Raw genomic sequence first — 23,003 nt, 5'->3', positions numbered from 1 at the left:
CGGTTTTTAGAGGTAGGGCTGGATGCGGTCGGGGTAGGCGATCGCGAGTTGTGAGAGGGCTTGCTTCCAGTTCGTGGTGATCTGGCCTTCGACGAGGCGGCCTTCGGCGTTGCGTTTGACGCCTGGCGCCCGTCCGCGTTCCTTGGCTCGGTCGCGGGCCCGCTTGTCTTCGATGTTGCAGATCGCGAGCCAAAGTAGCTTCACGACGGCGTCATCGGAGGGGAAGTGGCCTCGGTTCTTGATGATTTTGCGTAACTGGTAGTTGAGCGACTCGATCGCGTTGGTCGTGTAGATCACCCGCCTTAGCATGGGTGGGAACGCCAGGAACGGGGTGAACCTGTCCCAGGCGTCCTCGAACACTCGCACCGTGTTCGGGTTCGCGATGCCCAGGTCGGAGGCCGCGAACTCGGTCAGCGCGGCCAGGGCGGCGTCTTCGTCTGCGGCCTGGTAGATGGGCTTGAGCGCGGCAGCGACGGCTTTGCGGGACTTGTAGTTCACGAACCTCATCGCGGAGCGGATCAGGTGCACCACACAGGTTTGAACCGTCGACTGCGGCCAGGTCGCTTCGATCGCTTCGGGGAAGCCAGTCAGCCCGTCACAACACACGATGAGCACGTCCTGGATTCCACGGTTGGCCAGCTGGGCGCACACACCGGCCCAAAACTTCGCTCCCTCGGTGGCCTGGATCCAGATCCCTAATACGTGCTTGATGCCGTCCAGGTCAACACCGACCGCGATGTGTGCGGCCTTGTTGCGCACGTGGGCACCATCACGGACCTTGACCACCAAGGCGTCCAGGTAGATCACCGGGTAGAACGCCTCGAGCGGTCGCTGCTGCCATGCGAGGACTTCGTCGAGGACCTCATCGGTGATCTTGCTGATCGTCTCCCGGCTGAGTTCGGTGCCGATCGTGGACACGAGGTGGTGCTCAATATCGCGAACAGTCATCCCGCCTGCGTAGAGGGAGATGATCATGTCATCAAGGCCACCAAGCCGCCTGGAGCCCTTGGGGACCAACACCGGGGTAAACGACCCGTCCCGGTCCCTGGGGATCGCCAGATCGACATCACCGACACTGGTCGCGACGGTCTTCGCAAAGCTGCCGTTGCGTGAGTTGGAATGCAACCACGCATCCGGGTCGCCCCTGTCATAGCCGACGTGCTCAGTCAGTTCGGCCTGCAACCCGCGTTCCAAGCCCGCCCGTATCAACTGTTGGATCAGGCCATCCCTACCGTCGAATTGGACCTCGCCCGCATCGATCTTCGCGTAGAGGTCATCGAGAGCACCAGAGGCTTCAAGCGCCTGGACACCCTCCCGTTGAGCCCGACCGCGTTCCTCACGCGCCTGCTTATCAATCATGGTCATCAGTGTCTCCACTTTCAGTCAGAAACCCCACCCCTTACACAAACCATCTGACACCCTCTTCTGATCCCTCGATGGCAACCGACGTGCATAGCCGAAGGCCAAACCGTCGCGTACTCGTTCAGCAGACTCGCCGCACGTTCACGAGCAGTACAATCTAGCAATTGCTAGAGTCCCTCGCGCACTTTGCTGAGTTAGCGTCAGTTGCTGAACTAGACAAACAACCGACACACTTGTCGGTTCCCTTCCTAAGTCAGCAGAGTGCCGAGGTGTGTGCCTGCTCAAATCCGCGGGATGACGAGCCGTCGACCGGCCGCTACATCTCAGCAATTCCGCAACGCCATACCCGCAACGCCGCCGACGTCGTACCCGGCCGGTAAAATCGTGTCCGCAAGGAAGAACCCCGATCGGCCACACCTGAGACGGGCTTCTGAGCGGCAGGTCGGGGTCCAGTGTCCTTGAGCAGACGTCTCGACTTTAGTGGCTCATCGGCCACTTCGCGATCGGGCTAAGCGCGGTCATGAGATCTGCCTTCGCTTCGAGTGAAGGGAGTACACCATGGCTAAGCCATCGAAGTCAGCCCTCAGCAAGGCGGGGAAGACGCTCGCGTCCGACTCATCTGGCAAGGGTGCCAAGTCGAAAGCCGGGAGCACGCTCGGCAAGGGCTAGAGAGGCGGGGGTCGGCGGCACCACCGTTGGCCCCCGTTCGCCCCTGCGGCAGGGGATTCTGCAATCGGACGGCCGGTTCCTTCCCGTGACCAGTCTCACGCGTCGCTGATGACTCGGAAGTGCGCAACGTCTTGAACAATGTGCTGTGCGACAGACAAGATGTCAATGAGTTTCTGCGCTTTGTGCGACGCCGGCGTTTCAAGTTCCGTCAGTAGCGCGCCGCGGCTGAGTCCTGGTTGTACCAAGACGACTTCGCCGGTTGTAAAGGGAGGGTTCGCGGAGTAATTGGGTACGCCTTCCATCGGTTCCAGACCGACGAGGGCTCGGAACGCTTCGATCGGTGATCCGCCGACATACACGAGGGGGGCGTCTTCGCTCCTGCGCCCGGGAGTCGCTCCGCGAGCGTTGACCATAGTGTTCCGTCGATGATCCGCCGCCGACTCTTCATGCCCTGCTGGCAGACTTCCTGAAAGGGTGCATGCGCTAGCGACGACTTGGCGCTGTCGGACGCTATGGAGTGCCAGAGTTCGACGTGCGCGTCGCCATACAACTCTAGAAGGTGCGCCTCGACTTTGGCATGGATCGACTTGCTGCGCGGAATGTTCCTCTCTTTGGACCCTTTCTCACTCGTCTTTTCGTAGCCACTCCAGTCCCAAGCCTCTACGAAGTCCGCGTTGAGAAGGGATGACCCCCGAGGGCGCTCGTAGACCACAGCCCCACGGATGGTTGTGCCGTCAAGTAGCCACAGCGTCGGAGGGTGATCAATGAAGAGGTCCGCCAGTTCAACTGGATAGCCACCGCCTCTCCAAACTGAGCACGCCTCGACACCTTCAGGTGTTTGCGAGCCTGGCGCATAGGTGCCGAGATACACCTCGACTGCGGCTGCGGGATCGGTGGCCCACACCTGCAGTCGACCGCCCGTGAGTTTGGCGCGGACCTTAACGTCTCCGAGAGCCGTGTCCGTTTCCGTGAATCGCCAGTGGTCACCAACTAACAGGGGATCTATCTCTGCGAACAAAACGTCGACATCGGGATACTCGTTGAGCCTCGAACCGCGGGCGAGGGCAGGAAGAAGCCGCTGCGCTATCGGGTCGCCAGGGCTCCAGTACTTCGAGATAAGTGCCGTAACCCATTCCCAGTACTCGACGAGCCCCATGTGGCGGAGTTCCCAGTACTTCCCCTTTTCGACGGCGATGCCGGCGTTGATTGAGCGGCCGTCGCCAGACAACTGGATCATGGCATGGCCGAGTGCCTTGAGGCCCATCGAAGCGGCCCCGAGGCCCCGGTCAACCCCACGCCCGCTGTAGTTCACGTATTGGGCCACGCCAACCTGTATCCCATTGGTACTGCGCACTCCGACGTTGCTGACGGACATGCGTGGGAGTGAGTCGATCACTCTCTGGAGTTTGCCGACATCGGCAATGGTGAGCGCCTCCTCAGGATCGAGGATCGCTAGAACACGGTTCTTGATGCGGTTGTCGGTGCACGAGACGCCGAGAACGGATTGGTGCTTGTTCGAGTCGGACGGGTCTGGGTGCCAAGTGAGGATACAGAGGTGGCTTTCCATGGTCGTGAGTGCCTCATCGCTGCTCCAAGTCGGCTTGACGAGTGCGGCAAAGCACAGGTAAAGCGAGCGGCGGTCGGGGGATCTCTGCGCGAGCGTCACTCGAAATCCTGCGAACTCCTGCCCCACCGCGAACTCCTTGGGCATCGTGTCTTGGACGAAGAATCCAGGCTCGTAGTCGCGCGACGCCCGGACTTCGCGGAGTTCTACAACGCCTAGTGGTCGGATCGTCTTCAAGTCGATATCGATCGAACCGCCATCAAAGTCCGCCACGTAGTTGAGGAGGGATTCCTGCGCCTCAAACTCGGAGTCGATGAGATCAGGCAAGATCTTCGCCCAGTTTGAGCCCTCCTCGTATAGGGCCAGAAGTGCGCCACGGAGCGCCGGGAACTCTTCACCGCCTCGTTGCACTATGACCAGTGAGGGTACGGGGAACGTTTTGGATCGGCGGGCCAGTCGGCCGATTTGCTGCATTGTGGCGGCATCTCATGGATCTGGGACTGGTACAAGCCCTCACGACGCAACACGGCAGCCTTGCTGCCGTGCGGTGCCGCCTCATACTCCGCAACCACCCTCGCCCGGTAGGCCGCCGTGAACGAGCGCCGGACCGGACGAGCCGCCGGATCTACGACTACTTCCCCTGAACTGGCCACCGGATCATCTTCGACACCAGGAAGAACTGGACTATTGCTACTCACGAAACTGTCTCCTATCACCACCCTCCACGGTGGGCCCGGGGGCTCCGGCATGTCTCACTACAGCCTGACAGGGAGGGCGACGACCTCGCAGGCCCGACACCCGGTCACGACCTCGTCGGTCTCGACCGTCACCACCACCTGCCCGCCGGCGTCGTGGTGCACGTCGATCACATGCAAGCCGGGGACGTTGAACACTTCATCGGCACGGGCGCACCGTGGCGCGCCGATGCCGCATCTACGATTCGACACGCCGGGGCCTCCGGGGATCAGGCAGCTTGGTCGCTAGTGATCTTGGAGGCCCCGACGCCTACGTCCCCGGACCGCCACGCACCCCCCCGCGCCGACCTCACCCACGCTCAGAAGAGCCTCCAATTGGCGGCCTGCCGTCGAACGATCGGGAGTCGACTTCGCCGTGCGGATGCTACCTCGCCCTGGACGTCCTGAGCAGATCACGGCTGACCGCCCTGCCCGACACTCAGGAGGTGACCACCGACCAGCTCCCGGCGCTCAGCGCCTGACCATCGAAGATCACGCGGCAGCCGTCACACACCACGCCCCGGGACTTGACCCAAGATTCGGTCGACGTTGACGAGGGAATGGGTGACGCCAGGGGGCAACAGAGTGTCAGTACTCACTCGGCGTTGACATGACTGCCGGCCGCAGCGTGAGAACTCGGCGGCGATGAGGGCCAACCCGTAGGCGAGCCGCTCGACGAAGGGCGCTCCTGGACGGGGAGCGACACGACCCCCCGGCCGCGCTCTGCCACGCCGAGCAAGTGTTGGCGCATCGCTACGCTGGCACCCTCAGCATCTCGGGCGCGCAGGGCGCGCAGGACGACTGAGTGTTCGCGTAGGGAATCAGTGGCATCGGTGATGGTTCCTCCGCCAAACCGGCGGAACCGGTGCGCGTGGGTGCTCGTCACGGCAAGTGCCGCCGGGAGGAATCGGTTCCCGCTGGCTGCGGCGATCGTCTCGTGGAAGGCAATGTCCGCTCGCAGGTAGTCACGATAGTCGTGCGAAGTGGGGCCCTTGGGCGAATCCCGCATGACGGCCTGCTGGCGCTCGAGCAGGTCGAACACGTCGTCATCGGCGCGCTCGCACGCCCTGGCGGCGCAGTGCGGCTCAATCAGCAGACGCATCTCCACGAGCTGCTCGAACTCTCCTGGCGACAGCAAAGGCGCCACCTGATACCCCCGCAGCGGCTGCCGCACCACGAGTCCGCTGGCCTCTGCGCGGGCCAGCGCCTCGCGGATCGGCGTTTGCGACACCTGCCAGACCCGCGCCAGCCCATCGATCTGGAGCCGTGCTCCCGGCTCAAGCTCCGCCTCCAGCAGCAGCTCGATCAGACGCTCGTAGACATCGTCGGCGAGCGAGCGTCGATGGACTACCGCGCCCCCGACCGCTGCTGCTTCTGCCAGGTTGACGACGCCTGGCCAGCCTGATCTAATGTCCATGACCCAATCATATAGGAATTTGGATGTGGCTCCGTGTCCGACGCTGTACATGCCCCAACCTCTCCCAGCCAGAGCTGGCCCATCGCCGCCGCGATGCTCCCGTTCCCCGCCTCACAGGAGGCGCCCGCGGAGGTCTGGCACGACCAGTTCGCCGAGGTCGCATTCGAAGGCTTCACGGAGGTCGATCTCACCGACTCGTGGGTGAAGGTGGGCAATATGGAGGCTTCCCGCCTGACCGAGTTGGCCGACGTGCTGCGCCAGACCGGTCTGCGTCCTGAGGCGGTCTCGGCGATCCGATGCAGCGTGATCGACCCCGATGCGGGGGAGGCGAACCTCGCCTACTCCCACCGCACCATCGACGCCGCCGCGCAGCTCGGTTGCTCGGTGGTCAGCGTCGGCCTGCACCGGCCATTGGCGCCCCAGCAACGCGACGTCCTGTGGTTCTGGACCGTCGACGGGCCCAAGGACGACGACTCCGCGGAGACGTGGCAGCTGGCGGTCCGCCGGCTGCGAGAGCTCGGTGAGCACGCCCACGACGCCGGCGTCTTGCTGTCCCTGGAGATGTACGAGGACACGCTTCTGGGTTCGGCCGAGTCCGCCGTGCGCCTGGTGCAGGACATCAACCACTCGGCGGTAGGACTCAACCCGGACTTGGGCAACCTCTTTCGACTGCACCGCGACATCGAGTCGTTCCAAGCGGCCGTCGAAGCCTGCCTGCCGCTGTCCAACTACTGGCACGTGAAGAACTACTACCGCGACACGGAACCCACGACGGGCGCGGTCGTCTCCTTGCCCGCCCCGATGTACTCGGGCTCAATGAACTACCGCACCGCGGTCAAGACGGCGGTCGCGGTCGGCTACACCGGCCCGTTCTGCGTCGAGCACTACGGCGGCGACGGGCTGTCGGTGATGGCCGAGAATCGCACGTACCTGCGCAAGCTGCTGGCGGTCGCCACCGGTGAGGTCGCGCGGGCAAGCCGCGGCACCGACGTGGGTGTCAAGTGAGTCCCCGCGTTGCGGTCCTGGGATTGGGAGCCATGGGGCTACCGATGGCGACCCACCTCGCTCGTGACCACGAGGTCATCGCCTTCGATGTCAACCCGGAGCGCCTGAGCCTGGCCAAGCTGGCGGGCGTACGCCCCGCCGAGTCCCCCGCCGAGGCGTGCGCCGGGGCCGACGTCGTCCTGATCGGGGTGCGGGATGCTGCCCAGCTTGAGCGCGCGCTGTTCGGACCGCTGGGCGCTGCCGAGGGGTTGGCCGCAGGTGCCGTCGTCATCCTGACCTCTACCGTCGGCCGTGACGCGGCGCGCGAGGCCGCCCACAGGCTCAAGGAGTTGCAGGTGCACCTCATCGATGCGCCGGTCAGCGGCGGACCGGTTCGCGCCGGCGAGGGCGACCTGTTGATCATGGTGGGTGCCGACCCCGCAGCCCTTGCTCAAGGCCGGTCAGTGCTGGAGGCCCTGGCCTCCACGCTCACCGTCGCCGGGCCGCACGTGGGCGACGGCCAGATGCTCAAGACGGTGAACCAGCTGCTCTGCGGCGTGCACACCGCAGCCGCGGCCGAGGCCCTCGCGCTCGCTCACGCCCTGGGCCTGGACCTCGACAGCACGCTCGAGGTCCTCGGCAAGGGCGCGGCCGCCTCGTTCATGCTTTCCGACCGCGGGCCTCGCATCGCGCAGCAGCTCACCGGGGCACGACCGGAACTGCGGTCGAGGCTGGACGTGATCTCGAAGGACATGGGCATCGTCGCGGGCCTCGCGCGCGAGGTCAAGGTTGCGACGCCCGTTGCGGGAGCCGCCGGCCAGCTGTTCCTGCTCGGCGAAGCCCTGGGCTTCTCCGCGGAAGACGACTCGATCATCGCCACAGCCCTGCACGCCGCAAGCCCCGAGTCCGCCTGATGACGGTGTTGTCCAACGACCCGGCGCAGTTCGTCGACGAAGCGCTGCGGGGATTCGTCGACGCCTACGCCGACCTGGTCGCGCTGGTTCCGGGGGGGGTCGTGCGCGCTGAGGCGACGCCCGCCGGCAAGGTCGCCGTCGTCGTGGGGGGCGGGTCGGGCCACTACCCCGCCTTCTGCGGACTCGTGGGTCAAGGCTTCGCTGACGGCGCGGTGGTGGGCCACGTCTTCACCTCGCCATCGGCCGACGCCGCCGCCTCCGTGGCACGCAGCGCCTCCTCGGGCGCAGGGGTGGTGATGCTCACGGGCAACTACGCCGGCGACGTCATGAACTTCACCCTGGCGCGGCGCCAGCTCGCCGCCGAGGGGATCGACGCCCGGTACGTGGTCGTCACCGATGACATCGCGAGCGCCCCGGTCGGGCAGGAGAGTCTGCGCAGGGGCATTGCCGGGGACCTCATGGTCTTCAAGGCCGCGTCCGCAGCAGCCGAGGGAGGCGCCGACCTTGACGAGGTGGAACGCGTGGCGCTGCATGCCAATGCCATGACACGCACGCTCGGCGTCGCGTTCGACGGCTGCACCCTCCCCGGCGCCAGCGAGCCGCTGTTCACCGTCGCCACGGGGCGAATGGGCATCGGCGTCGGCATCCACGGCGAGCCCGGGATCGGCGAGGCAGCGCTGCCCACTGCGGCCGCGCTCGCGACGACGCTCGTTGAGCTCGTCCTCGCCGAGGCGCCCGTGGCCGGCCCTGCTCGCGCTGCGGTCATCCTCAACGGGCTGGGGCGCACGAAGTACGAGGAACTGTTCGTGGTCTGGTCCACGGTGGCGCCACTGCTGCGCGAGGCGGGGATCACGATTGTCGAACCGGACATCGGGGAACTGGTGACCAGCCTCGACATGGCCGGGTGCTCGCTCACGCTGATGTGGCTGGACGAGGAACTCGAGGCACTCTGGCGGGCACCCACCGCGGCGCCGGCGTACCGCAAGGGAACGACACGCACCCCTCTCCATGCCGTGGACACGACCGGCACCGACCGGACGCGCCCCTCCCACACCACCCCGAGCGGTGCAACCAGCGTCGTGCCCCCCGCCAGCGAGCGCGCCCGTGCCCACGCGGGGCGGGTGTTGGCCGGGATCGAGGCGGCCTTGCGGGCCGTCACCGAGGCCGAGGACCACCTCGGACGACTCGACGCGATTGCCGGCGACGGAGACCACGGTCGCGGAATGGTTCGCGGACTCACCGCGGCCCGGGACGCCGGCCGCATCGCCCTGGCCAGCGGGGCCGGCGCACGTGAGGTGCTGGTCCAGGCGGGGCAGGCATGGGCACACCGTGCCGGCGGGACCTCCGGGGTCCTCTGGGGCGCCATGCTCGAGGCGGGCGGCAACGCCCTTGGCGACGATGCGCCCGCATGGGAAAGCTGGGACGCCGATCCGCTCGGCGTCGTCGTCCGGGCGGTGGGCGCGGCAATCGATGCCGTACAGGATCTCGGCAATGCGAAGCTCGGCGACAAGACACTGCTCGACGCGCTCGTCCCGTTCCACGAGGCACTGAGCCGAGCGGACAGCCCGGGACGAGAACCCACCGAGGCATGGCGCGCGGCGGCGGAGCAGGCGACACGGGCGGCACTCGAGACAGCACCCCTGCGTCCGCGACTGGGTCGAGCACGTCCGCTCGCGGACCAGAGCGTAGGGTCCCCCGATCCCGGCGCGGTCTCGCTCGCGCTCATCGCCACCGCCGTCTCCGACGCCGCACCGAACGGTCCCGAGAGTTCTTCCCGAAAGGAGCAGTCGTGACCGACCTGCTACGGATCGTCATCGGCAGCGACGAGGCTGGACTGGCCTACAAAGACCGGCTCAAGTCCGACCTCGAACTCGACGAACGCGTTCAAACCGTCATCGACGTGGGGGTGCACGCCGATCAGCACACGGCGTACCCCCACATCGCCGTCGCCGCGGCCCGCCTGGTCGCTGCCGGAGAGGCGGACCGCGCGCTGCTCGTGTGCGGCACGGGCCTTGGGGTCGCCATCTCGGCCAACAAGGTGCCGGGAGTACGTGCAGTGACCGCCCACGACAGCTACTCCGTCGAGCGGGCCGTCTTGTCGAACAATGCCCAGGTGCTGTGCCTCGGGCAGCGAGTCATCGGCGTGGAGCTCGCCAGGCGCCTTGTGCGGGAATGGCTCGGTTACGAGTTCGACCCGACCTCCGCCTCGGCTGCGAAGGTGGCCGCGATCGACAGCTATGAGGCGTGCGAGTAGGCGGTCACCCGCAGAGAGTTCCCGGCAGGCTGCACATTCCGGGCTCATCGCATTCGAGGGTGTAGTTGGGGTCTGAATGTGAAGTCTCAGGACTTCGTGGACGGTTCTGTCTCAGGACTTCGTGGACAGCCGGTCTCATGACTTCGTGATCACTTGACCTGCGTGCTCGTCTCGGGCATGGACTTCAACCACGTGCCCGCCGACGTGCGGTGGGCGATAGCGAACTGGCCCGAGGACGCCGAGCGCGGTGCGGTGACGCGCTTCTGTGAGCGGCACGACATCAGCAGGTCGGTGTTCTACAAGATCCGCGGCCAGGCCCGCGAGCTGGGCCCGGTCGGCGCTACCGAGCCCGCCTCTCGTCGGCCACACCACAGCCCAACTCGTACGGACCCGACCGTGATCGAGGACGCGCTGGCGGTGAGGGCATGGCTCGTCGAGCAGGGACTCGATGGCGGGCCGTTGTCCGTGGCCGCCAGGATGCGCAGGCAAGGCCTGTCCGCCCCGTCGCGGGCGACCCTCGCCCGCGCGTTCGCGGCCGCCGGGGTCTCCAAGCCTGAGCCGCGCAAGAGGCCGCGGGCGGCGAACCGCAGGTTCGTCTATCCGGCGCCGAACTGCTGCTGGCAGATCGACGCGTTCGCCTGGTCCCTCGCCGACGGCACACCGGTCGCGATCCACCAGGTCATCGACGACCACTCACGCATGGCAGTGGCGACCCTGGTCGCCGGCGGGGAGACGGCCAAGGCCGCCGTGCAGGTCGTGTCCACGGCGGTGCGCCGCTGGGGCGTGCCGCAACGGCTGCTGTCCGACAACGGGCTGGCGTTCAACCCCACCCGACGCGGCTTCACCAGCAAGCTCGTGGACTACCTGATCGACCCCGGCGTCAAGCCGATCACGGGCAAGCCAGACCAGCCCACCACCCAGGGCAAGAACGAACGGTTCCACCAGACTGGGCTGCTGAGGTGATTTCGGACAGCGGAGTTGGTGGTTTCTCTTATGCTGCCAGGGCTGGCTGCTGGTAACTGTAGTGGACTTCGTTGGGCTTGCGGTAGTCGAGTGCTGAGTGTCGGCGGCGGCTGTTGTAGAAGCCCTCGATGTAGGCAATGACGTCCCGTTTTTCCTGTGTTTTTGTCGTGTAGACGGTGCGGTATACGCGCTCGTTCTTCAGCATCGAGAAGAACGATTCGGCCATGCTGTTATTCCAGCACACACCGGTTCTGCCCATCGAGGAGCGCATGCTCAGGCCGGTCACGAGGGCCCGGTAGGAGGCCCCTCCCTGTCAGGCTGTAGTGAGACATGCCGGAGCCCCCGGGCCCACCGTGGAGGGTGGTGATAGGAGACAGTTTCGTGAGTAGCAATAGTCCAGTTCTTCCTGGTGTCGAAGATGGTCCGGTGGCGAGCCCAGGAGAAGTAGTCGTAGATCCGGCCGCTCGTCCGGTCCGGCGCTCGTTCACGGCGGCCTACCGGGCGAGGGTGGTTGCGGAGTATGAGGCGGCACCGCACGGCAGCAAGGCTGCCGTGTTGCGTCGTGAGGGCTTGTACCAGTCCCAGATCCGTGAGTGGGCTCGCGCACGTGATGCGGTGACCCGTGGCGCCTCGGCCCCTCGGAGGGCGCATCGAGAGCCAGCGTGGGCGAGAAGGACGATCCGGGGCGGTTGCGGGCGGAGAACCAGCGGCTGGTCCGCGAGTTGGCCAAGTCGCAGGTGGTGGTGGAGATCATGGGAAAACTGCAAGGGCTCTTGGAGCACATCTCCGAGAGCACGGGCACGCCACCGTCGTCGAGGAGACGATGAGAGCGACATTCACCGAGTTGCGTGCGGTCGCGGTACCGATCAGCCGGTCCTGCGCACTGCTGGGCCGGGCCAGGGCCACCCACTACCGTCACGCCCGCGGACCGGTGCACGGGCCCCGGCCGGTGCGTGCGGTGCCCGAGAACGGGCAGGTGCTCTCACCGGCCGAGCGGGTGGCGGTGCTCACGCTGATCAACACCGAGGCGTATGCGGACCTCTCGATCGGCCAGATCTGGGCCAGGGAGCTCGACGAGGGCCGCTACTGGTGCTCGGCCTCGAGCATGTACCGGATCGCCCGGGCGGCCGGACAGAGCCGCGAACGGCGACGGCTGGCGACCCACCCCGCCAAGGTCATGAATCGCCCCGGGTTTGGTGGAGGGTCTGATTCCCCGAAAGGATGGGAGTCATGCCAGCACCGAGGAAGTATCCGCAGGAGCTCAGGGAGCGTTCCGTGCGGCTTGTAAGAGAGGCGATGTCTCAGGAGACGTCGCTGTCGATGAACGCGGCCGTGATCCGTGTGGGTCATCGGGTCGGAGTGAACTCAGACACGCTGCGTGGCTGGGTGAAACAGGCCCGGATCGATGCAGGAGAGGTTGCCGGTGTGACCTCGGTGGACGCGGCCACGATCAAGGCGTTGGAGCGTGAAGTGCGAGAACTCAAACGCGCGAACGAGATACTGCTCGCCGCGTCAAGTTTCTTCGCGCGGGAGCTCGACCCGCGACTTCCGTTCTAGTGGCCTTCATCGACGAGCATCGCTCGCGGTTCGGGGTCGAGCCAATCTGCCGGGTGCTCACCGAGCACGGGTGCCGGATTGCCCCGTCGGGTTACTACGCCGCCAGGCACCGTCCCGATTCCGCGCGTGTGATACGCGACGGTGATCTGATCGTCGATATTGAGCGGATCTACTGGGATCGTGAACGCGGACGCGGACTCAGTGGGGCGCGCAAGGTGTGGCGTCTGCTGCACCGTGAAGGCGTTGTTGTGGCGCGCTGCACGGTCGAACGCCTCATGCGTGAACACGGTCTGCGCGGTGCGCGCCGCGGCAAGCAGTTCGTCACCACCAGGCCGAACGACACCGCGCCTCGCCCTGCGGATCACGTTCAGCGCTGCTTCCGTGCGGAGCGACCAAACCAGCTGTGGGTCGTGGACTTCACCTATGTGCCGACATGGTCGGGTATGGCGTTCACCGCCTTCGTGACCGACGTATTCTCACGTCGCATTGTCGGCTGGCGCACGATGAACCGCATGCCGACGGATCTGCCCTTGGATGCGCTCGACATGGCTTTGTGGGTCCGTGGCCGGGCCGGCGAGGACGTCACAGGAGTCATTCAACATTCGGATGCGGGAGCTCAATACACCGCGTTGCGCTACTCGGAACGGCTCGCAGACGTGGGAGCGATCGCGTCGATCGGGACCGTCGGGGACTCCTACGACAACGCCCTCGCAGAGACCGTCGTCGGGCTCTACAAAACCGAGTGCGTGAAGCTCGACGGCCCGTTCCGCACCGCTGACGAGCTCGAACTCGCGACCCTGTCCTGGATCCACTGGTTCAATGAAAACCGGCTGCACTCCTCGATCGGATACCTCACCCCGATCGAGATGGAAGACCTGTACTACCGTGAGAACACGACCCAGGAGCAGCCGCTTCTGGGAGAACTCGCCCTCCACTAAACCCGGGGCGATTCAGTCAAACCCGAACTGCTGGCCGGCGGGTCGTCGCAGGTGTGGACCTGGGACATCACCAAACTGCGCGGCCCGGCCAAGGGAATCTTCTACCAACTCTACGGCTGATCGACATCTACTCCCGGTTCAACCCGTCCTGGATCATCGCCCAAGTCGAGGACTCCGCACTGATCGACCGCAACGGCGCCGTCCCGCCCACCGTGCACGCCGACCGCGGCACCTCGATGACCTCCAAACCCGTGTCGGCGCTGCTGGCCGACCTGGGCGTGACCCGCTCGCATTCGCGGCCTCGGGTCAGCAACGACAACCCGTTCTCCGAGGCCCAGTTCAAGACGCTGAAGTACCTGCCTGAGTTCCCGAAAGCCTTCGCTTCGCTGGCTCACGCCCGCGAGTTCTGTGCCGGCTTCTTCCACGAGTACAACTACATCCACCGCCACTCCGCGATCGCCTGACACACCCGGCCTCGGTCCACTTCGGCACCACCGACGCGATCGACCAGGACCGACAGAACACCCTCACCGCCGCCTACCACGCCCATCCCGAGCGGTTGGCCACCGACCGCACCCGCCGGTAATGCCCACCCAGTCCTGGATCAACCAGCCCAAGGTCGAACCCCAGATGAACTGACCACAACCGTCTCAGTTGACTTGACAGATTCCGGATCGTGACTCGTGCTACCTGTGCGGGCGCCGTGTGTCGGCCAATGACTCCTTAGCGTCCGAGGCGTTGACATGCGCGGATGAACTCAATGGCGACGTTGCGTCGGGGGCGACGGGCCCATCGCACACTACGGTCAGTGAGAACTCGCATGCCACATTCGCGCTCGACCGTCGCAGGCTAAGTGTCAGTGCGCCGGGCTCGACCACTCGCCTTCCGTCACGGTTTGTCAGCGCGGCAAGTGCGATCGGCACATCGACAGTGACTATGGCAGACGCGCCGGGCTCGAGGGTGACTCGTGTGTAGCCGACCAAGCGAGCGAGTGGTTGAGAGACTGATGCCCACGGATCGGTGAGGTACACCTGGACGACATCGACACCAGCGACATTGCCCGTGTTGCGAACGGCGACAGAAAGTCGAACTACATCATCCGGCGATACCTCGTCGGCATCGCACGACCCGTCATACCAGTCGAATGTCGTATACGAAAGCCCGTGACCGAAGGGGTACAAAGGGGTTGGATCTACGGCAGAGACTTCCGTGCGGTGTCCAAGTGCTGGTGACAGGTAGGAACGCGGGTAGCCGCCGGGGCCCGACGGTACGGAGACTGGAAGGCGTCCCGATGGCGCGACCCGACCGGATAATACGCCTACGACGGCCTCGCTACCCTCCTGCCCCGGGAAGAATGCCTGCACGATCGCCGCGCATCGCTCCGCGACCGGGCCAAGCGCGTAAGGCCGTCCCGCCAAAAGTACGACGACAGTCGTGGTACCGGTCGCTAGGACGGCTTCCAGCAGGGCTCGCTGGAAACCAGGGAGCTCCAGGCTAGGGGCATCGGATCCTTCGCCACTAGTGCCTTTGCCCCACATGAGTGCGTTGTCGCCGAGTGCCACCACGGCGAGGTCTGCGCCGGTGCATGCACGCCCAATTGCGTCTTGGTCAATCGGCTGTGCCGTGCCGAAGGGTGTTCCCTCAAGATGTCGAATGGAGGTTGAAGGGTAGGTGCGCTTGAGCGCCGCGAGCACAGAGATGAGATCGATGCCGTGCCGCGAGCTGTGGTGTATGCCGACGTGAGAGGGGAAGGCGTATCCGCCCATGCCGGACATGGTGAAGTCCGCACTTGGTCCGAACACGGCAATCGTAGATAGGTCGGCGATAGGGAGCGTCCCGTCGTTGGAGAGCAGCACAATCGACTCGTCCGCGACGCGACGCGCGATCCCGCGACCGACATCGCTATTGAGGGAGACGGATCCGCGCAAGCCTGGGACGTCGTCGAGTTCGCGCCGAGCGAGGCATTCCGGAAAAGCTGACCACTCGGGATCGAGAAGTCCCAAGTCAACTTTCTGCGAAAGTACCCGGGTAGCCGCTTGGTCGACCAGCGCTTCATCAATGGCCCCCTCCCTCACGGCATTGAGCAATGGGGCTCCGTATGCCTTGGTGGTCGGCAACTCTACGTCGATCCCCGCGCGGAGCGCCTGGGCGGCGGCCTCAGCCACGTCGCTCGCAACGCCGTGGAGAGTCTGGAGGAAAGGGATGGCGAAGTAGTCGGCGACCACCGTGCCCTTGAAGCCCCACTCGCTCCTCAAGAGATCAGTGAGTAACTGTCGATCGGCGGCCACGGGAAGACCGTCCAGAGCGGCGTAAGAATTCATCACCGACCGGGCGCCAGCCTCGCGAATTGCCATTTCGAAGGGAGGAAGCACGACGTCGCGTAATTCTCGCCATCCAATTGACACAGGCGCTAGATTGCGGCCCTCACGGGACGCTGAATACCCCGCGAAGTGCTTGAGAGTGGTGATGATACCCGATTTCTCCATACCGCGAACGTAGGCCGATCCGATAGTGCCAACGAGGTAGGGGTCCTCTCCGATGGTCTCCTCAGTTCGGCCCCATCGTGGGTCATAGGCGACGTCAAGAACAGGGGCTAGTCCCTGGTGAACACCAACTTTTCGCATGCTCGTCCCAATGTACTCTCCCATGTCCTCGATGAGTGCGGGGTCGAAGGTCGCGCCCCACGCCAAGGGAGTGGGAAATGTCGTGGCGCCCCAAGTTGCGAATCCTGTGAGACATTCCTCGTGAGCAATTGCGGGAATTCCAAAACGATTGCTTTCGACTATGCGTTGCTGAGTTCTTGCGAGACTCAGTGCGCCAAGTGCCGGATCAATTGGCTTCGTACCAAAGGGGCGTGTCAGTTGACCGACTCCGATGCCGAGACGGGCATCGAAGTCGATGGGTTCCTCCATTTCGTGTTGCTGAGGGGCAACTTCGCCGCCGCTGTCGTCGGCTCCCACCCACACGCCGGACAACTGCGCCACTTTCTCCTCCAAACTCATTACCTTGAGCAGCGCGGCGACACGGGTAGCTGTGTCGAGTTCGGGGTTGTTCCAAGGGCCGCGGGACTCACCCGCGGTCCCTGTGAAGACGCTTGAGGCATCAGCGTTGACTTGGCTATCGGGCAGATGTGAAGGGTTCACGATTGGCTTTCCCGTCGAAGTCGGAGTGGTCGCGACGCGGCTACTGCGAACAAAAATAGGGTGCCACTCGAGGGCGCGTCAACCTCGTCGTCGGGGCGCCGGTTACGCATGATGATCGGTTTTGACACAACACCCATAGTCACCTAATATCGTAAATCGTGCACGATGTGTGATCGTGAAGAGCCCTTGTACCGTACCGGTTCGATCTGGTGTGGATGCTTTTCCAACACGTGTTCAGAAGCGACTCAAGGAGGAGTGGTGAGGATGACGGATGCCTTTCGAAAGGCGCGTGAGTCGAGCCTGATGTCGGCGACAAGTTCGGGGATGAACGGGTGGCATCGCGTGCACGCGGCCGGCCAAGCTCGACTTAGTCAAGGCTCGCTAAGAGGATACCCGCTACAACTCAACTGAGCTGGCGCGGCCACGAAGGTGCAACTAGCACCGAAGGTGGACGCACGGGTACGTGCGACACAACACAACGAAGGAGAAACGGGCAATGAGACGCAACCTCGCAATGGGAGCCGCGGGCCTCGCGGTTGGGCTACTAGCACTGACGGGCTGTTCCAGCAGTGCAGACGTAAGTAGCGGCTCGGCCAGCGGTGGAGGCACTACAACGCTGACATACCTGTCATGGGAAACCCAAGACGTGATGCAGCCGGTGCTGAAAGCATTTGAGGCCGCCCACCCTGAGATCAAGATTGAGGCGTCCTACGCGCCGCCGGTTCAGGGGTACATCACTACGCTGCAAGCTCGCCTGCTCGCTGGAACCGCGCCGGACGTGTTCATGATGGCCGCCGAGAATAAGACCGGTCTCATCGACGGTAAATTCGTTCTGGACCTTGCGGGCGAAGGCTTCATGTCTAACATCCCGAAGTTCAACCAAACAACATATGGTCGTGACGGCTCGGTGTACGGCATGTCGATTGCCTCCTGGGGAGCTGGCTTGATGTATAACGTGGACATGCTGGCCTCGGTAGGGTACGACGCTCCTCCGGAGAACTGGGACGACTTCATCGCCATGTGCCTGAAGCTCGACGCGGCGGGCATCAGCCCCTTCCTCGAGGCAATCGATGGCATGCCGATCATTCTCGGCGCACAGCTTGGTGCGTACAACGCGTCGATCGGTGGCACCATGGACGACAAGATTTTCGACGGCACCTCGTCGTTTGACGAGCAGTGGACCCCTATCGTCAAGGAATACAACAAGTTGTACGAGTCTGGCGCTGTCACGCGTGACGTAGTCGGGCTGTCACGTGCCGATGCGCAAAACGCGTTCTACGCGGGCAAAACCGCGATGACGATTGGTCGTCCGTGGATCATGGCGGCAGCGCACGAGGCAGGCGGTCCCGATCTCAAATTCAAGGTCGTTAAGGTTCCAGCGATTGCTGGCTTCGAGCCCTATGTCGCTGGCGCTGCAAGCCCGGCGTTCGCGATCAACTCATCCAGCGACAAGGTCGAGGCTGCGAAGACCTTCCTTACGTGGATGAGCTCGCCTGCGGGTGCCGAATCCTTTGCGACAAATACTGGTCAGATCACCGTCACGAGCGACTTTAAGCCCACGCTCGATCCCGCTCTCGATCCAATTCTGTCGGATATTCGGGCAGGAAACCTCTACCTTCCACAGATCGCCTGGCAACGTAGTGAGGACGTGCTCAATCAAGAGGCGATCGCCCAGATCCAGCGCATGGTCACCGGCGAGATCACGCCTCAGGAGTTCACGAAAGCGCTCGACTCCAGGTTGGCGTCGGCTTCCTGAACTCGCAAGTAAGTTGCCGCGGGTGGGGGCGTCCGCGCCCCCACCCGCGCATCAGAAGGGATTCGCATGACCGTCACCGCTAGAGCGATAGTCACTCGCCTGCGAAGTCGAGCGCTCCGAACCACTGGCTGGCGTGATGCGGCAGCACACCAGGCCTTTTTGATCCCGATCATCATTGTCTTTGTGGTGCTCTTCTTGGTGCCGCTCGCGCAGTCCTTTTACTGGAGTTTTACGGACTTCAACGGCTACTCCTCTGACGTCAACTTCGTGGGGCTTGCCAATTATGTGAAGCTGTTCACGGACAGTTCGCTTCTCGCCGGGCTCACCTTCACACTACTTTTTGCAGTGGGCATCACCGTGGGCGTAACGATGATCGCCATACCGCTTGCAGTAGCGCTAAACAAGCGTTTCTTTGGCCGGAACCTCGCACGCTCAGTTTTCTTCTTCCCCGCAGTCCCTAGCATGCTCGTACTAGGCCTCGTCTGGGCCTATATTCTGTCGCCGTTGGACACCGGTGCGCTGAACACGGTCCTCGACAAATTTGGCGGTGGGGGCCCAGTGGCGTGGCTCGCCGCGACGGGGCTCGCGCGGATGTCCGTCATCGTGGTCGGCATTTGGGGGCTCGCGGGCTGGCATGCGGTGCTCTACCTCGCCTACCTCCAGTCAATCCCACACGAGTATTACGAGGCCGCTACTATTGATGGCGCGTCTGGGCCGCAGCAATTCTGGAAAATTACGCTACCTCTACTCACTCCCGCCATTGTGATTAGCCAGTTTCTGTTGTTGACCCACGGGCTTAAGATCTTCGACCTGCCATTCGCGTTAACCGGCGGAGGGCCCGGATTCGCAACATTCACCATTACACAGTCAATCATTGTCACTGGTGTATCGCAGGGTCACTACGGTCTTGCATCCGCGCTTGCGGTGGTTTTCACGCTGACGGTCGCGGTGCTGGCGATTTCGCAAGTGACGCTCATGCGGGTGCTTGAGAGGAGAGTGACGTGAAGAAACTCAAGGGACGGCACGTCATGCTGTCCGTTTTCATGTTTGGCGCGGTGGTTGTCGTGGGGTTCCCTCTCTACTACATCGTCGTGAACACCTTCAAAACCCAGCGCGAAACTGTGGCTAACCCGCTAGGCCTTCCAACGTCGCTTTACCTCGGTAACTACATTGACGTTTTTGAGAGTGTGCCGCTCGTGCAGGTGTTCTCAAATACTCTGTATGTGACCGTTTTGGCCATCGTGTTGCAGTTGCTCGTGGGATCTATGGCGGCGTACTCGATGATCATGCGGCACACATTGCTCAATCGAGTGCTCGGAGTCGTGCTCCTCATCGCGTTCGTCGTGCCAGCGCAGTCCACCTTGATTCCGCTTTACCGAGTTTTTGTCGGATTCAAACTAGTTGATAACCTCAATGGACTTGTCATTCTCTACGCAGCCGGATCAGTATTTTGCTACTTCATCATTCAGGGGTATATGAAGACTCTTCCGTACGAGATAATTGAGGCGGCACGTATTGACGGAGCGAGCGCAAGCCAGATTTATTGGCGCGTGGTCCTCCCCCTCATTAGGCCAATCCTCGTGACTGTGGGCGTGTTTCAAACGATGTGGGTGTGGAACGACTTCGTGTTTCCGACGGTCTTCATATCATCTCCGGACAAGCAGACCATCGTACTTCAAATCTACGCTGCGGTAGGGGAGTTCGCCACCAATTGGCCGGCATTCATGACGCTTACTGTAATAGCGCTCATACCTATGGTCGTCTTCTTCGTTTTCGCCCAACGGCACATTGTGAGCGGGCTAGTCTCGGGGAGTGTCAAGGGATGATGTGAGCTAATTTGTAGGCGGAATGTTGCGGACTACTACATAAGCAGTCTATTGCTACACGTCACTCGTATATTGTTAAGGAGTATTATGTCTGGTAAGCATGTTAACGGTGTTATTGACCTCGATGTGACTGGACCGAAGATCAGCCGGCACCTGTACGGCCATTTTGCTGAGCACCTCGGCCGATGCATCTACGGAGGATTCTGGGTGGGTGAGGATTCGAAGATTCCCCACGAAGGAGGTATTCGGCGGGACGTCGTTGAGGCGCTACGCACTCTCAGGATCCCTAACCTGAGGTGGCCCGGTGGTTGCTTTGCTGACGAGTATCACTGGCGCGACGGCGTCGGCCCGCGTGCAGCGCGCCCCCGGATGGTCAACAGCCACTGGGGAGATGTCGTCGAGGACAACAGCTTCGGCACGCACGAGTTCATGGCTCTGTGCGACCTGTTAGGCGCCGAGCCGTACGTCAATGGAAACGTTGGCTCGGGAACAGTGCGGGAGATGAGTGAATGGGTGGAGTACCTCACACGCGAAGGTGACTCGCCGATGGCTTCGCTGCGTAGTAGTCACGGCCGAGAAAAGCCGTGGCGTGTCCCCTTCTGGGGCATTGGAAACGAGCCCTGGGGCTGCGGGGGGCGGATGAAGGCTGACGCATATGCCGACCTCGCCCACCAGTACGCGACTTACTTGCGCGACCATGGAGAGAATACGCTCTACCGAATCGCGGCAGGGGCAAGGGACGATGACTATTCTTGGACCGAGTCGCTGATGAAATCGATCGGTTGTGTGACCTGCCCTGAAAGTCCTCAGAGCCCTTATCAGGCGATCTCATTTCATTACTACACGATTCCCGTGCCGAGGGACACTGTTGGCAGCGCGCTTGAGTTTTCGGCCGACGACTATTACGCGACAATGATCCAGGCGCGCCGTATCGACGAAATCATCCGCCGACACGGCGACGTCATGGACATTTACGACCCCCAAAAGAGTATTGGTCTCGTGCTCGACGAATGGGGGACTTGGCACGGAGTGGAGCCGGAGACCAACCCCGGTTTCCTGTACCAGCAGAACACCATGCGAGATGCACTTGTGGCGAGCGTCCACTTCGACGCCTTCCATGCACATGCCGACCGGCTTGTTATGGCCAACATCGCTCAGACCGTCAACGTGCTGCAGGCGATGGTGCTCACGGATCCCGAAAACAACACCCTTGTGCTTACCCCGACTTATCACGTGTTCGCAATGAACGTCGGCCACCACGATGCACTCTCTCTTCCAGTCCACATTACGAGTCGGGCTGCCGATCGCAATGTGAATGGTGTGCAGCTCGACACCGTATCAATCTCTGCCTCGCGCAAGGGGGAAAATGCGCTCGTGTCGTTGACCAACCTTGATGCTGACGACGCCGTGTTGGTGGATCTCGATCTTCGGGGCGGCGCCGTGGTGGAGTGCCACGGGAGAATCCTCACCGCAGATTCAACGCGTTCGCACAACACTTTCGAATCTCCAGAGGAAGTTGTCGTTCGTGACTTTGACGTCGCGTCGGATGCTTCGCGCTATGGCACCTCCGTGCGGTTGGAGATCCCGGCGCACTCGTATGTGACGGTTCAAGTCGCCCTCGCGTAGTGTCACGCCAGATCGATCCGGAATCTGTCAAGTCAACTGAGACGGTTGTGGTCAGTTCATCTGGGGTTCGACCTTGGGCTGGTTGATCCAGGACTGGGTGGGCATTACCGGCGGGTGCGGTCGGTGGCCAACCGCTCGGGATGGGCGTGGTAGGCGGCGGTGAGGGTGTTCTGTCGGTCCTGGTCGATCGCGTCGGTGGTGCCGAAGTGGACCGAGGCCGGGTGTGTCAGGCGATCGCGGAGTGGCGGTGGATGTAGTTGTACTCGTGGAAGAAGCCGGCACAGAACTCGCGGGCGTGAGCCAGCGAAGCGAAGGCTTTCGGGAACTCAGGCAGGTACTTCAGCGTCTTGAACTGGGCCTCGGAGAACGGGTTGTCGTTGCTGACCCGAGGCCGCGAATGCGAGCGGGTCACGCCCAGGTCGGCCAGCAGCGCCGACACGGGTTTGGAGGTCATCGAGGTGCCGCGGTCGGCGTGCACGGTGGGCGGGACGGCGCCGTTGCGGTCGATCAGTGCGGAGTCCTCGACTTGGGCGATGATCCAGGACGGGTTGAACCGGGAGTAGATGTCGATCAGCCGTAGAGTTGGTAGAAGATTCCCTTGGCCGGGCCGCGCAGTTTGGTGATGTCCCAGGTCCACACCTGCGACGACCCGCCGGCCAGCAGTTCGGGTTTGACCTTGGCGGGGTGGGTCGCCAGCCGTCGCCGTTCGCGGCTCTGTCCGGCCGCCCGGGCGATCCGGTACATGCTCGAGGCCGAGCACCAGTAGCGGCCCTCGTCGAGCTCCCTGGCCCAGATCTGGCCGATCGAGAGGTCCGCATACGCCTCGGTGTTGATCAGCGTGAGCACCGCCACCCGCTCGGCCGGTGAGAGCACCTGCCCGTTCTCGGGCACCGCACGCACCGGCCGGGGCCCGTGCACCGGTCCGCGGGCGTGACGGTAGTGGGTGGCCCTGGCCCGGCCCAGCAGTGCGCAGGACCGGCTGATCGGTACCGCGACCGCACGCAACTCGGTGAATGTCGCTCTCATCGTCTCCTCGACGACGGTGGCGTGCCCGTGCTCTCGGAGATGTGCTCCAAGAGCCCTTGCAGTTTTCCCATGATCTCCACCACCACCTGCGACTTGGCCAACTCGCGGACCAGCCGCTGGTTCTCCGCCCGCAACCGCCCCGGATCGTCCTTCTCGCCCACGCTGGCTCTCGATGCGCCCTCCGAGGGGCCGAGGCGCCACGGGTCACCGCATCACGTGCGCGAGCCCACTCACGGATCTGGGACTGGTACAAGCCCTCACGACGCAACA

The 23,003-nt window shown here is 63.5% G+C and carries 21 protein-coding genes, 1 pseudogene and 1 other annotated feature; of the genes and pseudogenes, 13 read left to right on the top strand and 9 right to left on the bottom strand.

Annotated features, from left to right (window positions below):
- Positions 1–6: 6 nt before the first annotated feature.
- The 4 genes from BKA03_RS14540 to BKA03_RS14525 form a co-directional block, all read right to left on the bottom strand.
- On the bottom strand, positions 7–1,359 hold the full coding sequence (locus BKA03_RS14540) for an IS256 family transposase (RefSeq protein WP_179398184.1): 1,353 nt from the start codon (positions 1,357–1,359) through the stop codon (positions 7–9).
- Between the two features lie 880 nt (positions 1,360–2,239).
- Positions 2,240–3,922: a hypothetical protein gene (locus BKA03_RS14535; protein WP_152649653.1), complete on the bottom strand. Its 1,683-nt coding sequence runs from the start codon at positions 3,920–3,922 to the stop codon at positions 2,240–2,242.
- A 428-nt stretch (positions 3,923–4,350) separates the two neighbouring features.
- Positions 4,351–4,542 carry a hypothetical protein gene (locus BKA03_RS14530; protein WP_152649652.1) on the bottom strand — a complete coding sequence of 64 codons (192 nt, stop codon included), beginning with the start codon at positions 4,540–4,542 and terminating at the stop codon, positions 4,351–4,353.
- Between the two features lie 382 nt (positions 4,543–4,924).
- Complete coding sequence (locus BKA03_RS14525; RefSeq protein ID WP_062076283.1) at positions 4,925–5,746, bottom strand: GntR family transcriptional regulator; 822 nt, start codon at positions 5,744–5,746, stop codon at positions 4,925–4,927.
- A 33-nt stretch (positions 5,747–5,779) separates the two neighbouring features.
- Here BKA03_RS14525 and BKA03_RS14520 point away from each other — a divergent pair, with 33 nt between their 5' ends.
- The 5 genes from BKA03_RS14520 to BKA03_RS14500 all read left to right on the top strand — a co-directional run bounded on the left by BKA03_RS14520 (position 5,780) and on the right by BKA03_RS14500 (position 10,861).
- Positions 5,780–6,751 (top strand): sugar phosphate isomerase/epimerase family protein, encoded by a 972-nt coding sequence (locus BKA03_RS14520; protein ID WP_238579492.1) that lies wholly within the window; start codon positions 5,780–5,782, stop codon positions 6,749–6,751.
- Positions 6,748–7,644 (top strand): NAD(P)-dependent oxidoreductase, encoded by an 897-nt coding sequence (locus BKA03_RS14515; RefSeq protein ID WP_083972130.1) that lies wholly within the window; start codon positions 6,748–6,750, stop codon positions 7,642–7,644. The genes BKA03_RS14520 and BKA03_RS14515 overlap by 4 nt, the downstream gene beginning before the upstream one ends.
- Positions 7,644–9,437: a dihydroxyacetone kinase family protein gene (locus tag BKA03_RS14510; RefSeq protein ID WP_062076281.1), complete on the top strand. Its 1,794-nt coding sequence runs from the start codon at positions 7,644–7,646 to the stop codon at positions 9,435–9,437. The genes BKA03_RS14515 and BKA03_RS14510 overlap by 1 nt, the downstream gene beginning before the upstream one ends.
- Positions 9,434–9,898, top strand: coding sequence for a ribose-5-phosphate isomerase (locus BKA03_RS14505; protein ID WP_062076280.1), 465 nt, complete (start codon positions 9,434–9,436; stop codon positions 9,896–9,898). Before BKA03_RS14510 ends, BKA03_RS14505 begins: the two co-directional genes overlap by 4 nt.
- Positions 9,899–10,060: 162 nt before the next feature.
- The gene (locus BKA03_RS14500) at positions 10,061–10,861 is read left to right on the top strand and encodes an IS481 family transposase (protein ID WP_062076279.1); all 801 of its coding nucleotides are present in this window, start codon (positions 10,061–10,063) and stop codon (positions 10,859–10,861) included.
- A 28-nt stretch (positions 10,862–10,889) separates the two neighbouring features.
- Here the strand turns inward: BKA03_RS14500 and BKA03_RS14495 are convergent.
- Positions 10,890–11,165 (bottom strand): annotated as a pseudogene (locus BKA03_RS14495) (integrase core domain-containing protein); the annotation flags it as partial.
- A gap of 358 nt (positions 11,166–11,523) precedes the next feature.
- Between BKA03_RS14495 and BKA03_RS14490 the strand changes: the two are divergent.
- The 4 genes from BKA03_RS14490 (at position 11,524) to BKA03_RS14475 (ending at position 13,820) form a co-directional block, all read left to right on the top strand.
- Entirely contained in the window at positions 11,524–11,688 is a 165-nt protein-coding gene (locus BKA03_RS14490) for a hypothetical protein (RefSeq protein WP_179398117.1), read from the top strand.
- Entirely contained in the window at positions 11,685–12,149 is a 465-nt protein-coding gene (locus BKA03_RS14485; protein WP_179398120.1) for a hypothetical protein, read from the top strand. Before BKA03_RS14490 ends, BKA03_RS14485 begins: the two co-directional genes overlap by 4 nt.
- A protein-coding gene (locus tag BKA03_RS14480) for an IS3 family transposase (RefSeq protein WP_373366739.1) occupies positions 12,092–13,356 on the top strand; the annotation gives its coding sequence in 2 pieces (ribosomal slippage) (positions 12,092–12,377 and positions 12,377–13,356; 1,266 coding nt in all). The genes BKA03_RS14485 and BKA03_RS14480 overlap by 58 nt, the downstream gene beginning before the upstream one ends.
- Positions 12,377–12,504: a sequence feature (AL1L pseudoknot), on the top strand. It overlaps the preceding gene by 128 nt.
- A 53-nt stretch (positions 13,357–13,409) precedes the next feature.
- On the top strand, positions 13,410–13,820 hold the full coding sequence (locus BKA03_RS14475) for an integrase core domain-containing protein (RefSeq protein ID WP_179398119.1): 411 nt from the start codon (positions 13,410–13,412) through the stop codon (positions 13,818–13,820).
- Positions 13,821–14,042: 222 nt separating this feature from the next.
- On the opposite strand, the gene BKA03_RS14470 is transcribed toward BKA03_RS14475, so the two are convergent.
- Positions 14,043–16,499, bottom strand: a complete 2,457-nt coding sequence (locus tag BKA03_RS14470) for a beta-glucosidase family protein (protein ID WP_202965776.1) — start codon at positions 16,497–16,499, stop codon at positions 14,043–14,045.
- Positions 16,500–17,148: 649 nt separating this feature from the next.
- On the opposite strand from BKA03_RS14470, the gene BKA03_RS14465 reads away from it, so the two are divergent.
- From BKA03_RS14465 to BKA03_RS14450, 4 genes are all read left to right on the top strand, one after another.
- Positions 17,149–18,255 carry an ABC transporter substrate-binding protein gene (locus tag BKA03_RS14465; protein WP_062076296.1) on the top strand — a complete coding sequence of 369 codons (1,107 nt, stop codon included), beginning with the start codon at positions 17,149–17,151 and terminating at the stop codon, positions 18,253–18,255.
- Positions 18,256–18,321: 66 nt separating this feature from the next.
- A complete protein-coding gene (locus BKA03_RS14460; protein WP_083972147.1) occupies positions 18,322–19,260 on the top strand; it encodes a carbohydrate ABC transporter permease in 939 nt (312 codons plus the stop codon).
- Positions 19,257–20,081 carry a carbohydrate ABC transporter permease gene (locus tag BKA03_RS14455; protein ID WP_238579494.1) on the top strand — a complete coding sequence of 275 codons (825 nt, stop codon included), beginning with the start codon at positions 19,257–19,259 and terminating at the stop codon, positions 20,079–20,081. Before BKA03_RS14460 ends, BKA03_RS14455 begins: the two co-directional genes overlap by 4 nt.
- An 87-nt stretch (positions 20,082–20,168) precedes the next feature.
- Positions 20,169–21,707: an alpha-N-arabinofuranosidase gene (locus tag BKA03_RS14450; RefSeq protein WP_062076297.1), complete on the top strand. Its 1,539-nt coding sequence runs from the start codon at positions 20,169–20,171 to the stop codon at positions 21,705–21,707.
- Between the two features lie 226 nt (positions 21,708–21,933).
- Here the strand turns inward: BKA03_RS14450 and BKA03_RS15465 are convergent, their stop codons facing one another.
- The 3 genes from BKA03_RS15465 to BKA03_RS14440 all read right to left on the bottom strand — a co-directional run bounded on the left by BKA03_RS15465 (position 21,934) and on the right by BKA03_RS14440 (position 22,894).
- Positions 21,934–22,161, bottom strand: a complete 228-nt coding sequence (locus tag BKA03_RS15465; RefSeq protein ID WP_257020143.1) for an integrase core domain-containing protein — start codon at positions 22,159–22,161, stop codon at positions 21,934–21,936.
- Between the two features lie 116 nt (positions 22,162–22,277).
- Entirely contained in the window at positions 22,278–22,733 is a 456-nt protein-coding gene (locus BKA03_RS15460; RefSeq protein ID WP_257020142.1) for a hypothetical protein, read from the bottom strand.
- Positions 22,730–22,894 carry a hypothetical protein gene (locus BKA03_RS14440; protein ID WP_179398117.1) on the bottom strand — a complete coding sequence of 55 codons (165 nt, stop codon included), beginning with the start codon at positions 22,892–22,894 and terminating at the stop codon, positions 22,730–22,732. The genes BKA03_RS15460 and BKA03_RS14440 overlap by 4 nt, the downstream gene beginning before the upstream one ends.
- Between the last annotated feature and the right edge of the window lie 109 nt (positions 22,895–23,003).

Origin of the sequence: Demequina lutea, assembly GCF_013409005.1 — a bacterium.
Lineage (GTDB): Bacteria > Actinomycetota > Actinomycetes > Actinomycetales > Demequinaceae > Demequina > Demequina lutea.
The sequence above is the reverse complement of the archived record's forward strand: the minus strand, read 5'-3'. Positions and strand labels throughout refer to the sequence as shown.